The sequence below is a fragment of the Streptacidiphilus albus JL83 genome (genome assembly GCF_000744705.1).
Lineage (GTDB): Bacteria > Actinomycetota > Actinomycetes > Streptomycetales > Streptomycetaceae > Streptacidiphilus > Streptacidiphilus albus.
Genome location: NZ_JQML01000001.1, coordinates 4,320,702 through 4,338,600, shown reverse-complemented (window position 1 = coordinate 4,338,600; position 17,899 = coordinate 4,320,702). Strand labels below are relative to the sequence as shown.

The 17,899-nt window shown below is 73.6% G+C and carries 13 protein-coding genes and 1 pseudogene; 8 read left to right on the top strand and 6 right to left on the bottom strand.

Annotation, left to right across the window (positions count from 1 at the left end; translation table 11 throughout):
• Positions 1–31 precede the first annotated feature (31 nt).
• A pseudogene (locus BS75_RS52225) lies at positions 32–397 on the top strand (response regulator transcription factor); the annotation flags it as partial.
• Between the two features lie 71 nt (positions 398–468).
• Here the strand turns inward: BS75_RS52225 and BS75_RS18645 are convergent.
• Entirely contained in the window at positions 469–1,392 is a 924-nt protein-coding gene (locus tag BS75_RS18645) for an NADP-dependent oxidoreductase (protein WP_034089057.1), read from the bottom strand.
• Between the two features lie 94 nt (positions 1,393–1,486).
• Positions 1,487–3,082 carry an APC family permease gene (locus BS75_RS18640; RefSeq protein ID WP_081982426.1) on the bottom strand — a complete coding sequence of 532 codons (1,596 nt, stop codon included), beginning with the start codon at positions 3,080–3,082 and terminating at the stop codon, positions 1,487–1,489.
• A 196-nt stretch (positions 3,083–3,278) separates the two neighbouring features.
• Between BS75_RS18640 and BS75_RS18635 the strand changes: the two genes are divergently transcribed.
• The gene (locus BS75_RS18635; RefSeq protein ID WP_034089056.1) at positions 3,279–4,607 is read left to right on the top strand and encodes an NAD(P)/FAD-dependent oxidoreductase; all 1,329 of its coding nucleotides are present in this window, start codon (positions 3,279–3,281) and stop codon (positions 4,605–4,607) included.
• 6 nt (positions 4,608–4,613) lie between these two features.
• On the opposite strand, the gene BS75_RS44475 is transcribed toward BS75_RS18635, so the two are convergent.
• Entirely contained in the window at positions 4,614–6,980 is a 2,367-nt protein-coding gene (locus BS75_RS44475) for a SpoIIE family protein phosphatase (protein ID WP_052069526.1), read from the bottom strand.
• A gap of 474 nt (positions 6,981–7,454) precedes the next feature.
• On the opposite strand from BS75_RS44475, the gene BS75_RS43415 reads away from it, so the two are divergent.
• A complete protein-coding gene (locus BS75_RS43415) occupies positions 7,455–8,096 on the top strand; it encodes a pyridoxamine 5'-phosphate oxidase family protein (protein ID WP_042438209.1) in 642 nt (213 codons plus the stop codon).
• Between the two features lie 85 nt (positions 8,097–8,181).
• Here BS75_RS43415 and BS75_RS18620 read toward each other — a convergent pair whose 3' ends face one another.
• Positions 8,182–9,090, bottom strand: coding sequence for a polysaccharide lyase family 7 protein (locus tag BS75_RS18620; RefSeq protein ID WP_042438212.1), 909 nt, complete (start codon positions 9,088–9,090; stop codon positions 8,182–8,184).
• Between the two features lie 223 nt (positions 9,091–9,313).
• Between BS75_RS18620 and BS75_RS18615 the strand changes: the two genes are divergently transcribed.
• The gene (locus BS75_RS18615; RefSeq protein ID WP_034089054.1) at positions 9,314–9,634 is read left to right on the top strand and encodes an ArsR/SmtB family transcription factor; all 321 of its coding nucleotides are present in this window, start codon (positions 9,314–9,316) and stop codon (positions 9,632–9,634) included.
• Positions 9,635–10,033: 399 nt separating this feature from the next.
• Here BS75_RS18615 and BS75_RS18610 read toward each other — a convergent pair whose 3' ends face one another.
• Positions 10,034–11,110, bottom strand: a complete 1,077-nt coding sequence (locus BS75_RS18610; RefSeq protein ID WP_034093311.1) for a YeiH family protein — start codon at positions 11,108–11,110, stop codon at positions 10,034–10,036.
• A 71-nt stretch (positions 11,111–11,181) separates the two neighbouring features.
• Between BS75_RS18610 and BS75_RS18605 the strand changes: the two genes are divergently transcribed.
• Positions 11,182–12,150, top strand: coding sequence for a LysR substrate-binding domain-containing protein (locus tag BS75_RS18605; protein WP_034089053.1), 969 nt, complete (start codon positions 11,182–11,184; stop codon positions 12,148–12,150).
• Positions 12,151–12,194: 44 nt separating this feature from the next.
• Positions 12,195–12,767, top strand: coding sequence for an HdeD family acid-resistance protein (locus BS75_RS18600; protein WP_042438215.1), 573 nt, complete (start codon positions 12,195–12,197; stop codon positions 12,765–12,767).
• Positions 12,768–12,828: 61 nt separating this feature from the next.
• Here BS75_RS18600 and BS75_RS18595 read toward each other — a convergent pair whose 3' ends face one another.
• Positions 12,829–14,715 carry a glycoside hydrolase family 9 protein gene (locus tag BS75_RS18595; RefSeq protein WP_160312267.1) on the bottom strand — a complete coding sequence of 629 codons (1,887 nt, stop codon included), beginning with the start codon at positions 14,713–14,715 and terminating at the stop codon, positions 12,829–12,831.
• 360 nt (positions 14,716–15,075) lie between these two features.
• Here BS75_RS18595 and BS75_RS18590 point away from each other — a divergent pair, with 360 nt between their 5' ends.
• Both BS75_RS18590 and BS75_RS18585 read left to right on the top strand, forming a co-directional pair.
• Positions 15,076–16,260, top strand: coding sequence for an ROK family transcriptional regulator (locus tag BS75_RS18590; protein WP_034089052.1), 1,185 nt, complete (start codon positions 15,076–15,078; stop codon positions 16,258–16,260).
• Positions 16,261–16,429: 169 nt separating this feature from the next.
• Positions 16,430–17,872: a S1C family serine protease gene (locus BS75_RS18585; RefSeq protein WP_197091949.1), complete on the top strand. Its 1,443-nt coding sequence runs from the start codon at positions 16,430–16,432 to the stop codon at positions 17,870–17,872.
• The last annotated feature ends 27 nt before the right edge of the window (positions 17,873–17,899 follow it).

The following is a 17,899-nucleotide window of genomic DNA, read 5'->3' as shown; positions in this document are numbered from 1 at the left end:
GCCGCCCGGGATCGAACTCGCCGCCTACCGGGTGGTGCAGGAGGCGCTGACCAACAACGTGAAGCACACGGTCCGCAGCGGCGACGCGCTGCTGGCTCCGGCGATCACCCGGCGGCTGGTCGAGCGCTTCGCCCGGCGCGACCCCGGGGCCGCCTCGGTCCACCGCGACCTGGCCGCGCTCACGCCGCGCGAGCGCGAGGTGATGGTCCTGCTGGCCCGTGGCCTGAGCAACGCCGAACTCGCGGCCCGGCTCGTCCTCTCCGAGGCGACGGTCAAGACCCACGTCGCCCGGATCCTCGCCAAGCTCGGCCTGCGCGACCGCGCCCAGGCGGTCGTCGTCGCCTACGAGACCGGCCTGGTCGCCATCGGCAGCACCGACCTGAGCCGGAGCAACTAGCCTGCGCTGTCAAGCCGTTGTGTCAGGATGCACACTCGCCGCCGTGGGGGTGGCGAGCGGCGGCAGGTGCGTCAGCCCTCCTCGGCGGCGGGCGGGCCGACCACCAGCACCAGCTTGCCGGGGGCGTGGCCGCGTTCGCCGACGCGGTGGGCCTCGGCGACCGCGGTGAGCGGGAAGGTCTGCGCGACCGGGAGCGAGAAGCGCCCTGACTCGGTCAACTCGCCGATGCCGGCCAGCACCTGGAGCGCCCGGCCGGAGTCGCCGCGGCTGAACCGTACCCCGTGCTGCTGCGCGCCAGTGAAGTCGGCGATCGTCACGACATGCTCCGCGCCGCCCGCGAGCCCGATCAGCTCGGGCAGGACGCCGCTCCCGGCGACGTCGAGGGCGAGGTCGACCCCGTCGGGCGCGAGCGCGCGGACCCGCTCGACCAGGCCCTCGCCGTAGGCGACGGGCTCGGCCCCCAGGGAGCGGAGGTACTCGTGGTTGGCCGGGCCCGCGGTGCCGATCACGCGCGCCCCGCGCGCCACGGCGAGTTGCACCGCGGCACTGCCGACGCTGCCGGAGGCGCCGTTGACGAGCAGCGTGCCGCCGCCCTCCACGCCGAGCTGGTCGAGCGCGCGGGTGGACGTCTCGACGGCGGCCGGCAGCGCGGCGGCGCCGGGGAGGTCGAGCGACGGCGGGACCGGCGCGTAGTAGGAGAGCACCGCCAGCTCGGCCTGGGCCGCCCCCTCGGTGCAGAAGCCGAACACCCGGTCGCCGACGGCGACGTCGGCCACGCCCGCGCCGAGCTCGTCGACGACGCCCGCCGCCTCGTAGCCCAGGGTCTGCGGGAGCTCCTCGTCCATCAGGCCCTGGCGCTTCTTCCAGTCGCTCGGGTTGACGCCGGCCGCCCGCACCGCGATCCGGACCTGGCCGGGGCCCGGGTGCGGATCGGGGAGGTCCACGATCTCCAGCACCTCAGGGCCGCCGAACCGCTGGAATCGCACTGCCTTCATCAGGTGCTCCGATCTCGACGCAGGGTGACGCGGTTGCCTGCGCGACGCGGTTGCCTCCGCGACGCGGTTGCCTTCGCGCTGGACAGTCTGCCGCCTAGACCTGGCCGCCGACGGTAGGCAGGCTGCGGCCGGAGCGGACGGCCCAGGCGAAGACGGCCGCCGAGACGACGGCCACGGTGAGTGAGTCGTAGGGGGCGCGGAGGTGGTCCGAGCCCTTGAACGAGCCCAGCCAGGAGAGCAGCACCAGTACCGGTAGGTAGGCCAGCAGCCAGGCGCCGCGCCGGAGTTCGGCGGCCAGGGTGGCCTCCTCGCGCTGCTCGGGGCGGAGCAGCAGGAAGAGCGGCAGCCCGAGCAGCACCATCGGCAGGGCGAGTCGCAGGTCGTGCCAGCCGGACCAGTAGACGAACTCCCCGGAGACGACGAAGCTCACCGGGGCGATCCAGTCGAGCCCGCGCACCCAACCGGTCCCCACGGCGTCCGGGCGGGAGCGGAAGACGGCCACGGCCACGGCCGAGGCGGAGTAGATCAGCAGGTAGAGGTCGCCCATCACGCTGACGATCTGCTGCCAGCCGCCGAAGGGCAGCAGGAAGACCAGGATCACCGCGAGGTTGAGCAGCAGTGCCCGCTGCGGGACCCCGGTCGCGGTGCTGACCCGCATGAAGAGGCGCGGGATGGTGCCGTTCTTGGCCAGCGCATAGGTGTGCCGGGCGTCGATGGCGACGCCGACGTAGGCCGAGCCGCCGGGGGAGACCACCGCGTCCACGTAGAGCAGGCTGGAGACCCACTGGAGGTTGAGGATCAGCGCGAGCTGGCCGAAGGGCGAGTCGAAGTCGACGCCCGCCCAGCCGTGGCCGAGCAGCCGTTCCGGAACGCTGGAGAGGAAGGCGAACTGGAGCCCGAGGTAGAGCAGCAGCGCCAGGCCGATACCGGCCAGCACCGATCCGGGCATGGTCCGGCGCGGGTCGCGGGTCTCGCCGGAGAAGTCCAGTGGGGCCTGGAAGCCGTTCAGCGAGTAGACGATGCCGCCGCCGGCCAGCGCGCTGAGCACGGCCGGGTAGCCGTAGGGGGCGAAGCCGCCGTGGGCGGGGTCGGTCAGCCGTCCCGAGTGGTAGCCGGAGGCGAGCAGCGCGACGACGGTGAGCACCGGGACGACGACCTTGAAGACCGAGACCAGGTTGTTGAGCCGGGCGAAGATCTTCACGGCGAACCAGTTGAGCGCGGTCAGCACCAGGCTCAGGCCCATGGCCACCGCGACCCCGGCCCCGGTCAGGCCGCCGTGGTGGTAGAGCCAGGGCAGGTAGTGCCCGGCGTACTGCATGATGGCGCTGATCTCGGCGGCGGTGCCGCCGACCGACAGCAGCGTCGACCAGCCGATCAGCGTCCCGACCAGCCGTCCGGAGGCCAGCAGCGGCCAGCGCACGGTGCCGCCGCCCTCCGGCCGGGAGACCCCGAGCTCCACCATCACCAGCGCGACCAGCGCGCACAGCAGCCCGGCCGCGAGCCAGGCCAGCAGTGCGGCCGGACCGGCGGTCTGGGCCGCGTACATGGCGGCGAAGAGCCAGCCCGAGCCGAGGATGTTGGAGAACCCGATGGCGGTGAGTCCCCAGAAGCCGAGGTCGTGCCGGAGCCGGCGCTCCTCGGCGAGCACCGCCGAGGCGGCGTCCGGGCGGGCTTCCTGACTGTCCGACACTCACGCCCCCGAGCTGCTCGGTCCTGATGTGTTCTGTCCCGTTCCGTTCCGCCCCAGCGTGCCACGCCGCCCCCCGGTGGACCGGCAGCCGTGGCTCGGCCGAACGGGCGTCCTCCGTGGCGGTGCAACCGGCGCGGCCGTGGCCCGACAGCTGTTCGTCTGTGCACGTCCGGCCCGGTCCGCTAACCTCGACGGCATGACAACTGGGACGCGGGGCAGGGCAGTTGTGATCGGCGGCGGCATAGCCGGCTCCCTGGCGGCGGTCGCGCTGCTGGGGCGGTTCGAGCGGATCGTGGTGGTGGAGCGGGACCGCTACCCCGACGGCCCGGCCTTCCGGCCGGGAACCCCGCAGGGGCGCCATGCCCACCTGCTGCTGGAGAGCGGACGCCGGGCGCTGCAGCAGCTGGTACCAGGCCTGGACGCCGAGTTGGAGGCCGCCGGGGCGGTGCGGGTGCCGGTGCCCACCGGACTGCGCTGGCTGAGCTCCGGCGGCTGGTTCCCGCGCTATCCCAGCGAACTGACCATCACCTGCTGCACCCGTCCGCTGCTGGACGCGGCGGTGCGGCGCCGGGCCGAGGCCGAGGAGTCGGTGGAGTTCCGGCAGGCGACCGAGGTCGTGGGGCTGCTCGGCGGCCGCTCCGGCATCACCGGGGTCACCGTGCGGGAGCGCGGCGGGGCCGGGAGCCCGGTGGAGGAGGTCCGGGCGGACCTGGTCGTCGACGCGTCGGGACGGACCTCGGGGACGGCGCAGTGGCTGCGGGAGCTCGGCTGCCCGGCGCCGGCCGAGGAGAGCGTCGACGCCGGCGTCGCCTACAGCACCCGCTTCTACCGCAGGCCGCCGGGGACCGACGCGCCGCGCTCGGTGGTCTACATCCAGACCCAGGCGCCCGACCATCCGCGGCTCGGGGTGCTGCTCCCGGTCGAGAAGGACCGCTGGATCGTCAGCGTCGGCGGGATGCGCGGGGCGGAGCCCGCGCCCGGGGAGGCGGGCTTCGCGGCCCAGCTCGGCCTGTTGCGCGACCCGCTGCTGAACGAGGTGCTGGCCGGGGCCGAGCCCGAGGGCGAGGTGCGCGGCTTCCGGGCCGGACCCAGCGTCCGCCGCCGCTACGAGCAGGGCGCACCGGCGGGGCTGGTCGTCCTCGGCGACGCCGCCTGCACCTTCAACCCGGTCTACGGCCAGGGGATGACCATCGCCGCGCTGGGCGCGCTGGTGCTGCGCGACACCCTGCGCGAGTTCGGCGCGGACCCGTCGGTGACCCGCCGGGTGCAGCGCGGGGTCGCCGCCGTGGCCAAGGACGCCTGGATGATGTCCTCCGCCGAGGACGTCCGCTTCCGCAGCACCGTGGGCGGCCCCTCGGGCTCGCTGATCCGGCTCCAGCACCGCTACCTCGACCGGGTCATCGCCCAGTCCTGCCGTGACGAGGCGGTCTGCAGCGCCTTCGTCGACGTCATGTCGCTGCTGTCGCCGCCCACCTCGCTGTTCCACCCCAGGGTCGCCTGGCCGGTGCTGCGCGGACAGGGCTGACCCCGGCTAGGAAGCGGCGTCCTCGGCCTCCGGGAGGCGGAGCAGCAGCAGGGTGACGTCGTCGTCGTACTCCTCGGGGACCGGGAGCAGGGCGCAGAGCAGCCGGTCGGCGATCCGGTCGAGCTCGGCCCCGGCCGGGCCGGGGCCCTCGGGGCAGTCGTCCAGGGCGCTGCCGAGGGTGTCGGTCAGCAGCTGGATGCGTCCGTCGATGTCGGTGTCGGGCGTCTCCACCAGGCCGTCGGTGTAGAGCAGCAGGGTGGTGCCGGGCAGCAGCGGGTGGGTGGCCTGGAGGTGCGGGACACCGCCGACGCCGAGCGGGACGCTGATGGGCGCGTCCAGCGGCTTCGGGGCTGTGGCGGGCAGTGCCAGCAGCGCCGGCAGATGGCCGGCCGAGCAGACGGTGAGCTCACCGGCGACCGGGTCCAGCACCAGGTAGCAGCAGGTGACGAGCTGGTCGGGAAGCTCGCTGACGAACAGGTCGAGGGCGGTCACCAGCCGGTCCGGGGCCATCCCGGTCTGGGCCAGGGCATGCGCGGCGGCCCGGAGTTGGCCCATCACCGCGGCGGCGTCCACGCCCCGGCCCATCACGTCGCCGATCAGCACGCCGGTCCGGCCGCCGTCCAGCGGGACCAGGTCGAACCAGTCGCCGCCGACCCCGGCCTCCTGGGCCGAGGCCAGGTAGCGGCTGGCGGTGGGCAGCCGGGGCAGGTCGGGGGGCGTGCCCATGAGGCTGTGCTGGAGCGTCAGCGCGGTCTGCCGCTGCTGTTCGTAGAGCGTCCGGCGTTCGGCCTCGGCCTGCCGGCGCTCGGTGATGTCGCGGATCGCGGCGGAGACCAGCAGGCCGTCCTCGGTCATCAGCGGGCTCATGCTGATCTCGACCGGGAAGTCGTGGCCGTCCCGGTGCCGGGCGCAGAGGTCGGTGCCGTCCCCCTCGGCCCGCTCGGCGCCCCCGGGCAGCAGCAGCCCCAGCGGTCGGCCGAGCAGCTCCGCCCGCTCCCAGCCGAGCAGCTTCTCGGCCTGGGCGTTGACCATGACGATGACGCCCCCGCCGTCGGAGATGACGGTGGCGTCCGGACCGGCCTCCAGCAGGTCGCGGAAGCGCTGCCGCTGCTGCTCGATCTCGCGCCGGGCGAGCACCCGGTCGGTGACGTCCAGCGCCACCCCGCAGACCGCGTAGGGCTTCCCGGAGCCGTCGGTGAGCGGGAAGAGCGTGGTCAGGAAGGAGTGCGGCCCGTCCGACTGCGGCATGACGGTCTCCAGCTGCACCGCGCGGCCGTCGGCCAGCACGGCGCGGTCCCCGGCGGCGGCCGCCGCCGCGGTCTCCGGCGGCAGCAGGTCCTCGACCCGGTGGCCGATGATCCGCTCCAGCGGGACGTCGAAGACCTTCTCGAAGCGGGAGTTGACGGAGAGGAAGCGTCCGTCCGGGCCCCGGGTGAAGATCACCGCCGGGGTGTGGTCCATGAACGCCTGCAGCTGGGCGTACTCGCCGACCTTGCGCTCGGCCAGCGAGCGCGCGCGCTCGGACCGGCGGGCCAGCGCCAGTACCGCGAAGCTGCCGCCGAGCAGCGTGCACATCCGGAGGCAGAGCACGACGGCGGTGCCGAGCCGTTCGCCGAACCAGCCGGCCTGCTGGCCGGCCAGCTGGAACCAGCCCATGAACGGCAGCACGGTGAGGGTGACCCCGACCATGCAGCGGCCGAGCAGCCCGGTGGTGCCGGCGTTGGTCAGCAGCGCGGCCAGGCCGGTGTCCGGGCGGGAGAGGAAGGCCGCGGCGCCGAGCAGGCTCAGCGCCAGGGCGGTGCCGAAGGCGATGCCGCCGGGGCCGAGGCTGCGCCCCGGGTCCGTGAGCGGGGCGAGGAATCCGTACAGCGACACCTGGCCGACCACGACCGCCCCCAGCGCCAGCCACTGGCCGGGGAGGACCGAGCGGCGGCGCCGGGGCAGCATCGCGGCCTGCGCGGCGGCGACCAGCACCAGGCCGGTCGTGGCGACCGGCGCGATCGGCGGCAGCAGCGCGACCACGACCGCCGCGGCCGCCGCGAGCTGCCCGCCGCGTTCCGTGCGGCGGCTGGACGGTCGGCGCAGCAGCAGTAGTTGACCGCCCGCCAGGAGCAGCAGGGCGACCGCGGGACAGGGCCGCATGGCCGGCGAGTGGTCCGGGGCCAGGTCCAGGTGCGGGATGTGCGGCAACCGGCCGAGCAGGGCCGCCGCGGGCGCCAGCAGTGCGATCACCACCGCGCCGAGCGCTGCCGCGCGGGCCAGTGCGGGCATCCGCGTGCGGAAGGGGAGGCCGCCCTCCGCGCTGCGGAGTTCGGCCTCGCCCGCGGAGTTCCGCGCTGCCTTCAGGGCTGCCCTGGCTTTCCACCCCGGCACGTGACACCACCATGCGTTCATCGGTCCCGTGGCACCGGTGTCCTGCGGACCGGCCCGTCCACCGGAACGGTCCGCTCCGGGACGCCCGGTCGAGCTGGTGACCTAGGGTAGCGGTGATCTAGCTCTCGCGATGGAATATGCCCGAACGTGCCGCTTGGGCCGTCGTGACCACCTGGTCCGCTATGCGCCCTCCGGGGGTGGCCCCGGGTTCCGGAGGCACCGGTGTTCCGGGTGCGACAAATGGTACAGGTGTGCGAAAATTGCAGGTCAAGGCCCAGATGCCCAGGCTCTGCCCGCAGCGGGGGCCATCCGTGCCGCCACGGGGCGTGCAGATTGCCAATTGACGCCGTGTCGGAGCCTGCGGTGCGCCGGGTACGGCCCGGGGGAAGGGGTCATTCGCATACGGTCGGCCCCGGAACGGGGCGGGGCTGCGGGCCGGGAGCGCTGTCCGGCAACCGAGCGGGAGGACGTGGCATGGACGAACGGACGGTGGGCTCGGCCGGCGAACACCGGTTGCAGGAGGAACTCGGCACCGCCGACCGGGCCGGGAACTTCTACCGGGACCAGGTGCTGGACCATCTCAACGGCCGGATGCAGGAGTTCGTCTCCAGACAGGAGATGGTCTTCGTGGCCACCGCGGACAGCCACGGGGAGTGCGACTGCTCGTTCCGGGCCGGACCACCCGGCTTCGTCCGGGTGTACGGCGAGTCCACCCTCACCTACCCGGACTACCGGGGCAACGGGGTGATGGCCAGCCTGGGCAACTGCCGGGAGAACCCCCATATCGGCCTGCTCTTCCTGGACTTCGGCGCGGACCGGATCGGACTGCACGTCAACGGCACCGCCCGGGTGGTCCTGGACGAGGCGATGCGGGAACTGCACCCGGAACTGCCGGTCGACTCGGTGCCCGGCCGCCGGGCCAAGGTCTGGGTCGAGGTGACGGTGGAGGAGGCCTACATCCACTGCTCCAAGCACATCCCCCGGATGAGCCGGGTGCCGACCGTGAACCGGGCCTGGGGCACCGACGACATGCGGCGCAAGGGCGGCGACTGGTTCGGCTCGGCCGGGGACCGGCGGGCCGCTGAGCAGGCCGAGGCCGAGTCCTCGCCGGGATGAGCCCTCGCCCGCCGGGTGCTCGGCCGGACGCCCACCGCCGTGAGCACGACGGTGGGTGCGGCCGGTCGTTGCGGGCCGCTCGGGCTCAGCTCTGGTTGATCGCGTAGAAGGTGGCCCGACCGCCGTCGGTGGCGGAGCTGCTGCTCACCGCCTGCTGGTAGTCGCCGACCTGGAAGCGCTGGTCGGTGCCCATGAACGCGGACACGACCTGGGCCGTGGCCCGCTGGGTGCTGCCGTTGCAGGAGGCCGCGAGCCCCAGCGTGCCGTCGCCGTTGTCGGTGATCGAGAACGCGAACCTGGTGTTCAGCGGTACCCCGGTGAGCAGGGTGATGCTCTGCGAGTGCGAGCCGTGCAGCTCCTGCTTGACGATCACCACGATGCTGCCGTCGCGCCAGTGCAGCATCACGAACGGGATGGACTTGATCGCACCCCCGCCGTGGACCTGGCCCAGGCAGATGTCCGGGTCGGAGGTCGGCACCTGGGTGACGCTCACCAGCGCGCTCAGGGTGTGCACCCCGGAGCCGAAGGTGAAGTCCTTGGTGGAGACCAACTCGGTCCGCGAGTGCTCGGAGTTGGAGGTGCTGGCGCCGGCCGCCGGGGCCCAGAAGCTGAGGCTGCCGTCGCTGTTGGACACCAGCCAGGGCGCGGTGACCGCAGCCTGCTGGAGCTGCTTGGCCTTGCCGCTGAGGTTTCCGTGCTTGTCGACCGGCAGCGTCAGCATCCAGTCGTCCAGCGAGACCGGTCCGGCGGCGACGGGCAGGGCCGGGGCCGAGGCGGCGCTGGAGGCGGTGGGGACGCCCGGCGGCGCGCTCGGCGCGGTGGCGCTGCCGGTGGCGCCGGACGCCGGCGAGGGGGCGCCGGAGGCGTGCGGGTGCGACGAACCGGACGTCGCCTCCCACAGCCCGAGGCCAACCAGCGGCACGGCGACCCCGGCGGCAGCCCCCAACAGGAAGGAGCGCCGGTCGCGAAGCCGTATTCGGTCGATACCTGTCATGGATCCCATCTCCGGTTCTGCTCCGCCGCCGTGGTACGGGCGATCGGGGCGGTGGCAGAAATGGTTGCACATCCTCGCAAGCAGCAGGCGAGAATTGCTGGTGACAGCGGTGAGAGTCGGTCCGGGACACTGGACTCGGGGTGCGGAACCGGACAACGTATTCTGCTGGCCGAGGCCACCGCGACACCGGGGGCGCACAACCCAGGGGAAGGTTCGGTCGTCGATGCCTGTTCCGGAGGACAGGGATCCGTCGCCGCAGGAACTGCAGCAGGCGGCGGCGTCCTTCGGGCTGCTCAGCTCGGCCGTGCGGCTGCACATCATCTGGGCGCTGGCGCAGGGGGAGTCCGACGTCGGCTCGCTCGCCGACCGGGTCGGCGGCTCGATCCAGGCTGTCAGCCAGCACCTCGCCAAGCTGAAGCTGGCCGGACTGGTGCGCTCCAGGCGCGAGGGCCGGCACCGGGTGTACCTGGTGGACGACCCGCACGTGGTCAGCGCCGTCCGGCTGATGCTCGCTCAGTTCTCGGACGCGCCGCCTTCCTGCTGATGCGGCTGCTGGCCGGGCACGACGCCGGTCCGCACACCCAGGTGCTGTTCCACAGCGGGTGGTTCGCGGAGAACCTGCTCACCCAGGCGGTGGCGCTGTACCTGCTGCGCACGGGGGCGGGGGCGGGCGGCCGGGCCGGCCGGTCGGCGCCGCGGTGGCCGTGCTGGCCGCGCTCGGACTGCTGCTCCCGGCGTCCCCGCTGGCCCCGGTGCTGGGCCTGGCCCCGCTGCCGGTGGTGGCCTACCCGGCGCTGGCGGCGGTGGTCGCGGCCTTCGCCGCGGCGACGGTGGCCCTCCGCCGCCGGTGGCCGCTCGACCGGACCCGTCCCTGCCGGGACGTCGGGTCCGTCGCGGTCCGAACGGACGGCGACGGCCCGCGCGGTCGGTTCAGGGGCCGGGCTCAGGTGGTCAGCCAGACCCCGGCCAGCGAGACGCCGGCGATGGTCACCCAGGAGGCGAGGCCCAGCAGCAGGGCCTTCCGCCCGGTGCGGACCAGGCTGCGGATGTCCACGGTCATCCCGAGGGCGAACAGGGCGGCGGCCATCAGCAGGTCGTCCACCGTGCCGATGTTCGCGGCCAGGCCGGCCGGGACCACGCCGGTGCTGCGCAGCGCGGCGCAGCCGAGGAAGCCGACCAGGAACAGCGGCACCGGGGCCGGCCGCCGGCCGCCGACGGCGGCCGCGCCCCGGCGCCGGCGGCGGGCCAGGGCGACGCCGGTGACCAGCGGGGCGAGCAGGGCCACCCGCATCAGCTTGACCACGACCGCCTGGGTCAGCGCGAGCGGCCCCGCCGTCTGGGCCACCGCGACGACCTGGCCCACGTCGTGGACGCTGGCCCCGGCCCAGCGGCCGAACTGCAGCGGGTCGAGCCCCAGCGGGTGGTGCAGCAGCGGCAGCACGGCGATGGCGAGGCTGCCGCAGAGGGTGACCAGCGCGACGGCGGTGACCACGTCCTCCTCGTCGCTGTCGGTGACGCCGTTCATCGCCGCCACGGCGGAGGCGCCGCAGATGGAGAAGCCGGTCGCGATCAGCAGCGGCTGGTCGCCCGGCAGCCCCATCCGCCGGCCCAGCCACTGGGTGCCGAAGAAGGTGGCCCCGACCACGACCAGCACCACCACCAGGGTCTGCCAGCCGAGCCCGAGCACCTGGCTGAGCGCCAGCTTCACCCCGAGCAGCGCGATCGCCAGCCGCATCACCCGCTTGGCCGAGAAGCCCAGTCCCGGCTTGGTCGAGGCGGGCAGGAGCCGCAGGTTGCCGACGACCACGCCCAGCACCACCGCCGCCGTCAGCGGGGCGACCTCGGGCACCGCGCGGTGCACGAACCAGGCCACCACCACCGCCGCCGCCGTGGCGGCCAGACCGGGCAGCAGCGTCCGGGCGGCCGCGACGGCGGCCCGGCTGCGCTGCGGCTGCGGCTGCCTCGCCGGGCTGCTCGCCGGAGGCTGCCGGAGGACCGGCCGGGGCGGAGTCATGGTCATGGTCACCACCCTCCGTCGGGCGCACAAGCTCCGCTAGACCAGGCTTCGCACCCACGCCATAGAGTTTCCCTATGACTGATGTGTCCGGTGAGTCCCGTTCGCTCCCCGCCTCCCGCCGCCTCCCGGACCTCCACTCCCTCGAACTGCTGGTGGCCATCGCCGAGACCGGCAGCATCGGCCGGGCCGCCGCCCGGCTGGCCGTCACCCAGCCCGCCGCCAGCGCCCGGATCCGCACCCTGGAGCGCCGGCTGCGGCTCCAGCTGCTGGAGCGCTCCACCCGGGGCTCCCGGCTCACCCCGGCCGGCCTGGTGGTCACCGACTGGGCGCGGGCGGTGCTGGCCCAGGCCCAGGAGCTGGCCGAGGGGCTGGCCGCGCTGCAGGCCCAGCAGCAGGACCACCTGCGCGTCGCCGCCAGCCTGACCCTGGCCGAACACCTGCTTCCCGGATGGCTGGTGACGCTGCGCCAGGTCGAGCCCGGGGTGCATGTCGGACTGCGGGTGACCAACAGCTACCAGGTCATCGAGGCGCTCCGGCACGGCGAGGTCGACCTGGGGTTCATCGAGGGCCCGTTCGTCCCCCAGGACCTGCGGTCGCTGGCCGTGGGCCGGGACCGGCTGGCCGTGGTCACCGCGCCCTTCCATCCGTGGACCCGGCGGCGGGCGCCGCTGGGCGGGGCGGAGCTGGCCGACACCCCGCTGCTGCTCCGCGAGGCCGGCTCCGGCACCCGGGAGACCCTGGAGCACGCGCTCCGCCCCTGGAACGGCCCGTCCGTGCCGGTGCTGGAGCTCGGCGCGACCTCGCCGCTGCGCAGCGCCGCCGCCCAGGGCGCCGCCCCGGCGGTGCTCTCCTACCTCGCGGTGCGGGACGACCTGGCGGCCGGACGGCTGGTGGAGGTCCCGGTGGCGGAGGAACTGGAGCTGACCCGGGTGCTGCGGGCGGTCTGGCGGGCCGACGCCGAGCTGCCGGCCTCCGCCCGCCAGCTGCTCCGGCTCACCAGGGCGGCGGCCGCCGCTCCGCTGGCCGAAGGTGATGTTCCATGACATAAACGGTGAAAAGGAGCATGGACCCGGACAGAGGAGCCGTCATGGTCGATTCCTTCCCATCCGGTCGGACCCCCTGGGAGGAGGGTCTGGCCAAGGCGGCCTGGCCGGTGGCGCTGGTGCTCGGCATCGCCTCGGTGGCGGTGGGGGTCATCGCGTTGCTGTGGCCGCACAAGACCGTGGTCGTGGTCGCCGTGATGTTCGGCGTCTACCTGCTGATCAGCGGGATCATGCAGTTCGCCCAGGGCTTCGGGCACCGTTTCAGCGGCGGGGCCCGGGTGCTGATGCTGGCCAGCGGCGTGCTCTCGATCGTCTTCGGGCTGCTGTGCTTCCGCAGCGCGGAGCAGTCCGTGGTGCTGCTGGGGCTGTGGATCGGCATCGGCTGGATGTTCCGGGGCTTCGCCGAGCTCTCCGCCGCGATCACCGCGCCCGCCCTGCCGGGCCGGGGATGGGTGGTCTTCCTGGGCGTGGTGAGCGTGCTCGGCGGCATGGTGCTGGTGGCCTCGCCGGTGACCAGCGTGGTGGTGCTGGCCGTGCTGGCCGGGTGGTGGCTGATCGCGCTGGGCGTCTTCGAGATCGTCAGTGCGTTCCGACTGCGGAGCCGGGTCACGCCCTGAGCACATCGACGAGCGGGCCCTGACCGACGGTGTCGGCCAGGGCCCGCTGCTGTCGGGTGGCTCAGCCGCCGTTGAGCGCGGACTGGAGCGCGCCGGCCAGGACCGCGCTGCCGCTCATGTCGAGCGCGGGCTCGCTGCTGGCCCAGGAGCGGACGTCGTCGATGTACTCGCCGCCGTGGCCGGTGAAGGCGGTGAAGGAGTCGTTCTCGCACTTCTTCATGCCGGTCATCAGGTCGCCGAGGTTGCTGCTGGTGAAGTTGGAGGGGTCGTTCGGGCCGTTGACCACCGCGCCGGTGTCGATCGGGCCGGTGCCCTTGGCGTTGCCGAGGATGTTGGGGATCTGCGAGCCCATGCAGTCGGGGAAGGTGGTGCCCTCGCCGACCATGAAGCTGGTGCCCCAGGCGTTGTCGCCGAGCAGCCAGTCCCGCTGCTCGTTGGCGAAGGCCGCATACTCCTTGTCGCCGCTGGCCTTCTGGTAGATGGCCTCGGTGGAGATGAAGCCGAAGGTGTGCGAGTCGACGTCGAAGTTGGTGTAGTCACCGCCCTCGTGGAAGATGTCCTTCCCGGCCGTGCTGACCGCGCCGGAGAGCTGGGACTTGAGGTTGGCGATCAGCGTGGCCGAGCTGACGGCCAGGCCGGACGGGCTGCCGGCCTTGGCGATCGCGGTGACCAGGTCGCCGTGGGCGATGGCGCTGACGTCGTAGAGGTTGAGCGTGTCCTGGCCGGAGTCGCCGGCGATGTAGTCCTTGGCCCAGGTGGCGGCCTGGGTCAGGTACGGGGTGTAGACCGAGGAGGCGTCGCCGAGGTCCTGCTGAGCGAGCGCGATCTCGGTGGCGCCGAGCTCCATGGCGTCGTGCCAGATCGACTCGGGGTAGTAGGCCGCGGGGTCGGCGCTCTCCAGGGTGCCGCTCGGGCTGGTGTTGGCCATCGCGTAGAGCGAGGTGGCGTCCGCCAGTTCGGTGGTCGCGCCGCTGGTGTTGCCCGCTGCCTTGTCCGCCTGGGCGGCGAAGGCGAAGGCGGCGGCGACCCGGCCGACCACGTCCGGGTCGATCTTGGCGCCGGGGGCGGCGGCCTCGAAGACCGGGCGGTTCTTGATGTAGATGTCGGTCGAGGCGGAGTCGGTGTCGTCGGCCTGGGGGAGCCGCCAGACGTCGTGGTCGCCGTAGGTGGTGGACTCGTTGCCGGCGCCGACGCCGACCTGGAGGAACAGGGTCTTGGTGGCGGGGTTCCACATCTTGTTCAGCCAGGTGGTGCCGTACTGCGCCTCGGCGGTCAGCGAGGCCGGGGCGTCGGCGCCCAGGGCGCGGGCGGCCGAGTAGAGCAGGTCGTCGGCGTAGGAGGCGGTGAAGGTGAACTTCAGGTAGTCCCCGGCGTCGAACCAGCCGCCCTCGACATTGGCCTTGGCCGCGCCGGAGATCGGCTTCAGACTGCCGTTGAACTGGTCGCCGGTGCCGCCGTCGCTGTTGGCGATGAAGGCCGGGGTCTGGTAGACCGTCGCGTTCTCGTCGTTGAGGTGGGCGGGCTTGCGGCTGAGGGTGCCGGCGATGACGTCCGCGCCGTCGCGCTGGTTCTGGAAGAAGGTCACGCCGCTGTTGACCAGGCCGGTGTAGAGGGTGGCCGGGCTCTCGATCTGGAAGGTGTCGGAGCTGAGGCCGATCGACCCGGTGGTGACGAGGTGGTAGGTGCCGGCCGCGGTCACCGAGGAGAAGTCGATCGGGTACACGTCCGGGTAGGCCGAGTTCCAGGAGCCCCGGCTGCTGGTGCTGACCGTGCCGCTGGCTACCGCCGTCCCGGCGGAGTTGACCACCTTGTAGCCCTCGCCGGAGACCGAGGCGCTGGTCATCAGATAGGCGATCTTGGTGTCGTTGGTGCCGTAGCCGACCTGGTCCACCCGGAGCTGACCGGCGGTCGCGGCCTCGGCGCTCATCACCGGCGTGGCGGCCAGCACCAGCCCGGTGCCTACGGCGATCGCCAGCAGGGTACGGCGATCGGGGCGTGGTCCACGGCGGCTGCGTGCTCTACGGGACGTCGATCCCATGGCTGGCTCCTTGTGGGGGACGAGGGCGTGGGGGGCAGCTGATGGTCAGTTAGTTAACCTTCCTTACTGCTGGTCCGCGACCGTAGTGACCCCGGTGGCCCCCGTCAAGACCCTGCGCGGGCACCGGCCGCCGGGAATGCGGCCACGGTCGGGTGTCTGACCTGGCGTCAGCTACACCGGTCCGGTCGGCCGTGCCTGGTCAACCGGGTCGGACCCGGAGGGGCAGCGACCGGACGCCGTCCCGGCGCCGGGCGACCCTAGACTCCGGGGATGACCGCCAAAAGCGCCAACCTGGCGACGCTCCGGACCATGAACGCCCGCAGCGTTCTGGACGCGCTGTGCTCCGGGCGGAAGCTCTCCCGGGCCGAGGTGGCCCGCCGGCTGGGCATGTCCAAGCCCACCGCCAACCACGCCATCGAGACCCTGCTGGACGCCGGACTGGTCCGTGAGGCCCCGCGTCCCGAGGGCGAACTGCACTACGGCGCGGTCTTCTTCGAGCCGGTGGCGGACCTCGGGCACGTGCTGGGGATCGACATCGGCAGCAACTGGGTCCGGGGGGCCGTGGCCGACCTCGACGGCAGCGTCCGCGCCCGGTACGACCACCCCCGCGACAGCGACGACGCCGAGACCCTGCTCGGCATCCTGGCGACGGTCCGGGCCCGGCTGGTGGCGCAGGCGCCGACCGGCCCCGGGGCCACCGCCGCCACGGTCGTCGCCGTGGCCGGGATCGTCGACCCCGCCACCCAGGTGCTGATGGTCAGCAACGAACCGAGGCTGGAGGGCACTCCGCTGGTCGCCGCCCTGCGGACGGTGCTGCCGGGTCCGCTGGAGGTCGACAACGACGTCAATCTGGCCGCGCTCGGCGAACTGCGCCACGGCGGGGGCGCCGAGTGGGAGGACTTCGCCTTCCTCTCGGTCGGCTCCGGTGCGGGCGCGGGCCTGGTCCTGGACGGGAAGCTGCGCCGCGGCCACCACGGCGCGGCCGGAGAGGTCGACTTCCCGGCCCATCGCTCCTTCGCGGTCGGCAGCCCCGCCGGGGACGCCCTGCAGAAGCGCATCGCCTCGCGCTACCGGGCGGAGGCGGCCCGCGCCGGGGTGGACGGACCGCGCCGGCTGCCGACCGTCCAGGAGGTGTTCACCGAGGCCAAGGCGGGTCGGCCGCTCGCGCTGCAGCTGGTCGGCGAGGAGGCCCGCCGGATCGCCGCCACCATCGCGATGATCGCGCAGGTGGTGGACGTGCCGCTGGTGGTTCTCGGCGGCGAGATCGGCCTCAACGGCGACGTGCTGCTCGAACCGATCCGGGCCCGGCTGCCCCGACTGGCCCCCTTCCCGCCACTGGTCCGGATCTCCCGGCTGGGCGACGCCGCCATGCTGACCGGCGCGGTGTCCGTCGCCGCCCGCACCGCCTGGCCGCAGGTGGTCTCCGACCGGCTGGCGGCCGCCTGCGGTCCGTGACCTTCCCGGCCGCCCTGCGGCGCGGATCCGCACGGCTCCACCTGGGAACTCATCCGCGCGGGCGGTTATCTCATCCGATTCTGATGGTGGCCCACCCCTGCGGCTCTCATGATGGGAAGGGAGCAGAGCCGCAGATACCCGTGCGGATCGGACCCTCTTGGGGGCTGTCATGACCGGAAACCAGGGACCAGGGACGCCGTACGGCGGCGTACCCGGCGACATGGGCGCGGACGACCGGCCGACCCGGCCGCTGCCGCCGATGCCCGACTACCCGCCGCCCACGTCCGCGCCGATGCCCGACCAGCCGCCGCCGCCCTACGTGCCGCCCGGCGGCGCCTACCCGTACGCGTACCCGGCGCCGCGCCGGCACCCGGTGCGGAACCTGCTGGCGCTGCTGCTGGTGGTGGTGCTGGCGATGGCGGCCGGGATCGGCATCGACCACACCTTCTGGCGGCCGACGGCGGCCTCCGTGGTCCCTGCGGTCAACCCCGGGGGACCGAACTACCCCTACAGCCCGCCCGGCAACTCCACCGGCGGCACCGGAACCGGCGGCGGCACCGGGACCAGCGGCGGGACCGGGGGCGGGACCAGCACCTCCGGCACCGGCGTCGCCGCCAAGGTGGACCCGGAGCTGGTCGACATCAACACCACGCTCGGTTACCAGGACATGCAGGCGGCCGGGACCGGCATCGTGGTCACCTCCTCGGGCGAGGTGCTGACCAACAACCACGTCATCGACGGGGCGACCACGATCACCGCCACCGACATCGGCAACGGCCGCACCTACACCGCGACCGTGGTCGGCTACGACCGCAGCGCCGACCTGGCGGTTCTCCAGCTCGCCAACGCCTCCGGGCTGTCCACCGCCCAGCTGGGCGACTCGTCGACGGTCAAGGTCGGCGACCCGGTGACGGCCATCGGCAACGCCGGCGGCACCGGTCTCACTCCGACGGCCGCACCCGGCAGCGTGACCGCCCTGAACCAGTCGATCACGGCCAGTGACGAGTCCTCCGGCACCTCCGAGCAGCTCACCGGAATGATCCAGGTGAACGCGGACGTCCAGCCGGGCGACTCCGGCGGTCCGCTGGTCGACGCCTCCGGCGCGGTGATCGGCATGGACACCGCCGGCTCGGCGTCCACCGGCTTCGCCGGCCAGTCCGGTCAGGGCGGCCAGTCCGACCAGGGCGGCCAGTCCGACCAGGGCGGGCAGCAGGCCACCCAGGGCTTCGCCATCCCGATCGACACCGCCCTGCCGGTCGCCCAGCAGATCGTCGCGGGCACGGCGAGCACCGCCGTGCACCTGGGGGCCACCGCCTTCCTGGGCGTGCAGATCTCCTCGGTGACCAGCGGCGGCGGCCAGGGCTCGGGCGACGGGGCGAGCGCGGGCGCGCTGGTCGCGGGCGTGATCCCGAGCACCCCGGCGGCGCAGATCGGCATCGCCGAGGGCGACGTGATCACCTCGCTCGGCGGTCAGCCGGTGGCCAGTGCCAATGCGCTGAGCACGCTGATGGCCGGTCACAAGCCGGGCGACCGGGTCTCCGTCGGCTGGACCGACAACACCGGCGCGAGCCGGAGCGCGACGGTCACCCTCGTCAGTGGACCGGCCTCCTGAGGTCCTGACGCAAGTACATCGTCACCC

Excerpts from the sequence above, each read along its gene's own strand:
- BS75_RS18610 (WP_034093311.1), bottom strand. The coding sequence starts at position 11,110 with ATGACCATGACTCCGCCCCGGCCGGTCCTCCGGCAGCCTCCGGCGAGC.
- BS75_RS18605 (WP_034089053.1), top strand. The coding sequence starts at position 11,182 with ATGACTGATGTGTCCGGTGAGTCCCGTTCGCTCCCCGCCTCCCGCCGC.
- BS75_RS18600 (WP_042438215.1), top strand. The coding sequence starts at position 12,195 with ATGGTCGATTCCTTCCCATCCGGTCGGACCCCCTGGGAGGAGGGTCTG.
- BS75_RS18615 (WP_034089054.1), top strand. The coding sequence starts at position 9,314 with ATGCCTGTTCCGGAGGACAGGGATCCGTCGCCGCAGGAACTGCAGCAG.
- BS75_RS18645 (WP_034089057.1), bottom strand. The coding sequence starts at position 1,392 with ATGAAGGCAGTGCGATTCCAGCGGTTCGGCGGCCCTGAGGTGCTGGAG.
- BS75_RS18635 (WP_034089056.1), top strand. The coding sequence starts at position 3,279 with ATGACAACTGGGACGCGGGGCAGGGCAGTTGTGATCGGCGGCGGCATA.
- BS75_RS43415 (WP_042438209.1), top strand. The coding sequence starts at position 7,455 with ATGGACGAACGGACGGTGGGCTCGGCCGGCGAACACCGGTTGCAGGAG.
- BS75_RS18620 (WP_042438212.1), bottom strand. The coding sequence starts at position 9,090 with ATGACAGGTATCGACCGAATACGGCTTCGCGACCGGCGCTCCTTCCTG.
- BS75_RS18590 (WP_034089052.1), top strand. The coding sequence starts at position 15,076 with ATGACCGCCAAAAGCGCCAACCTGGCGACGCTCCGGACCATGAACGCC.
- BS75_RS18585 (WP_197091949.1), top strand. The coding sequence starts at position 16,430 with ATGACCGGAAACCAGGGACCAGGGACGCCGTACGGCGGCGTACCCGGC.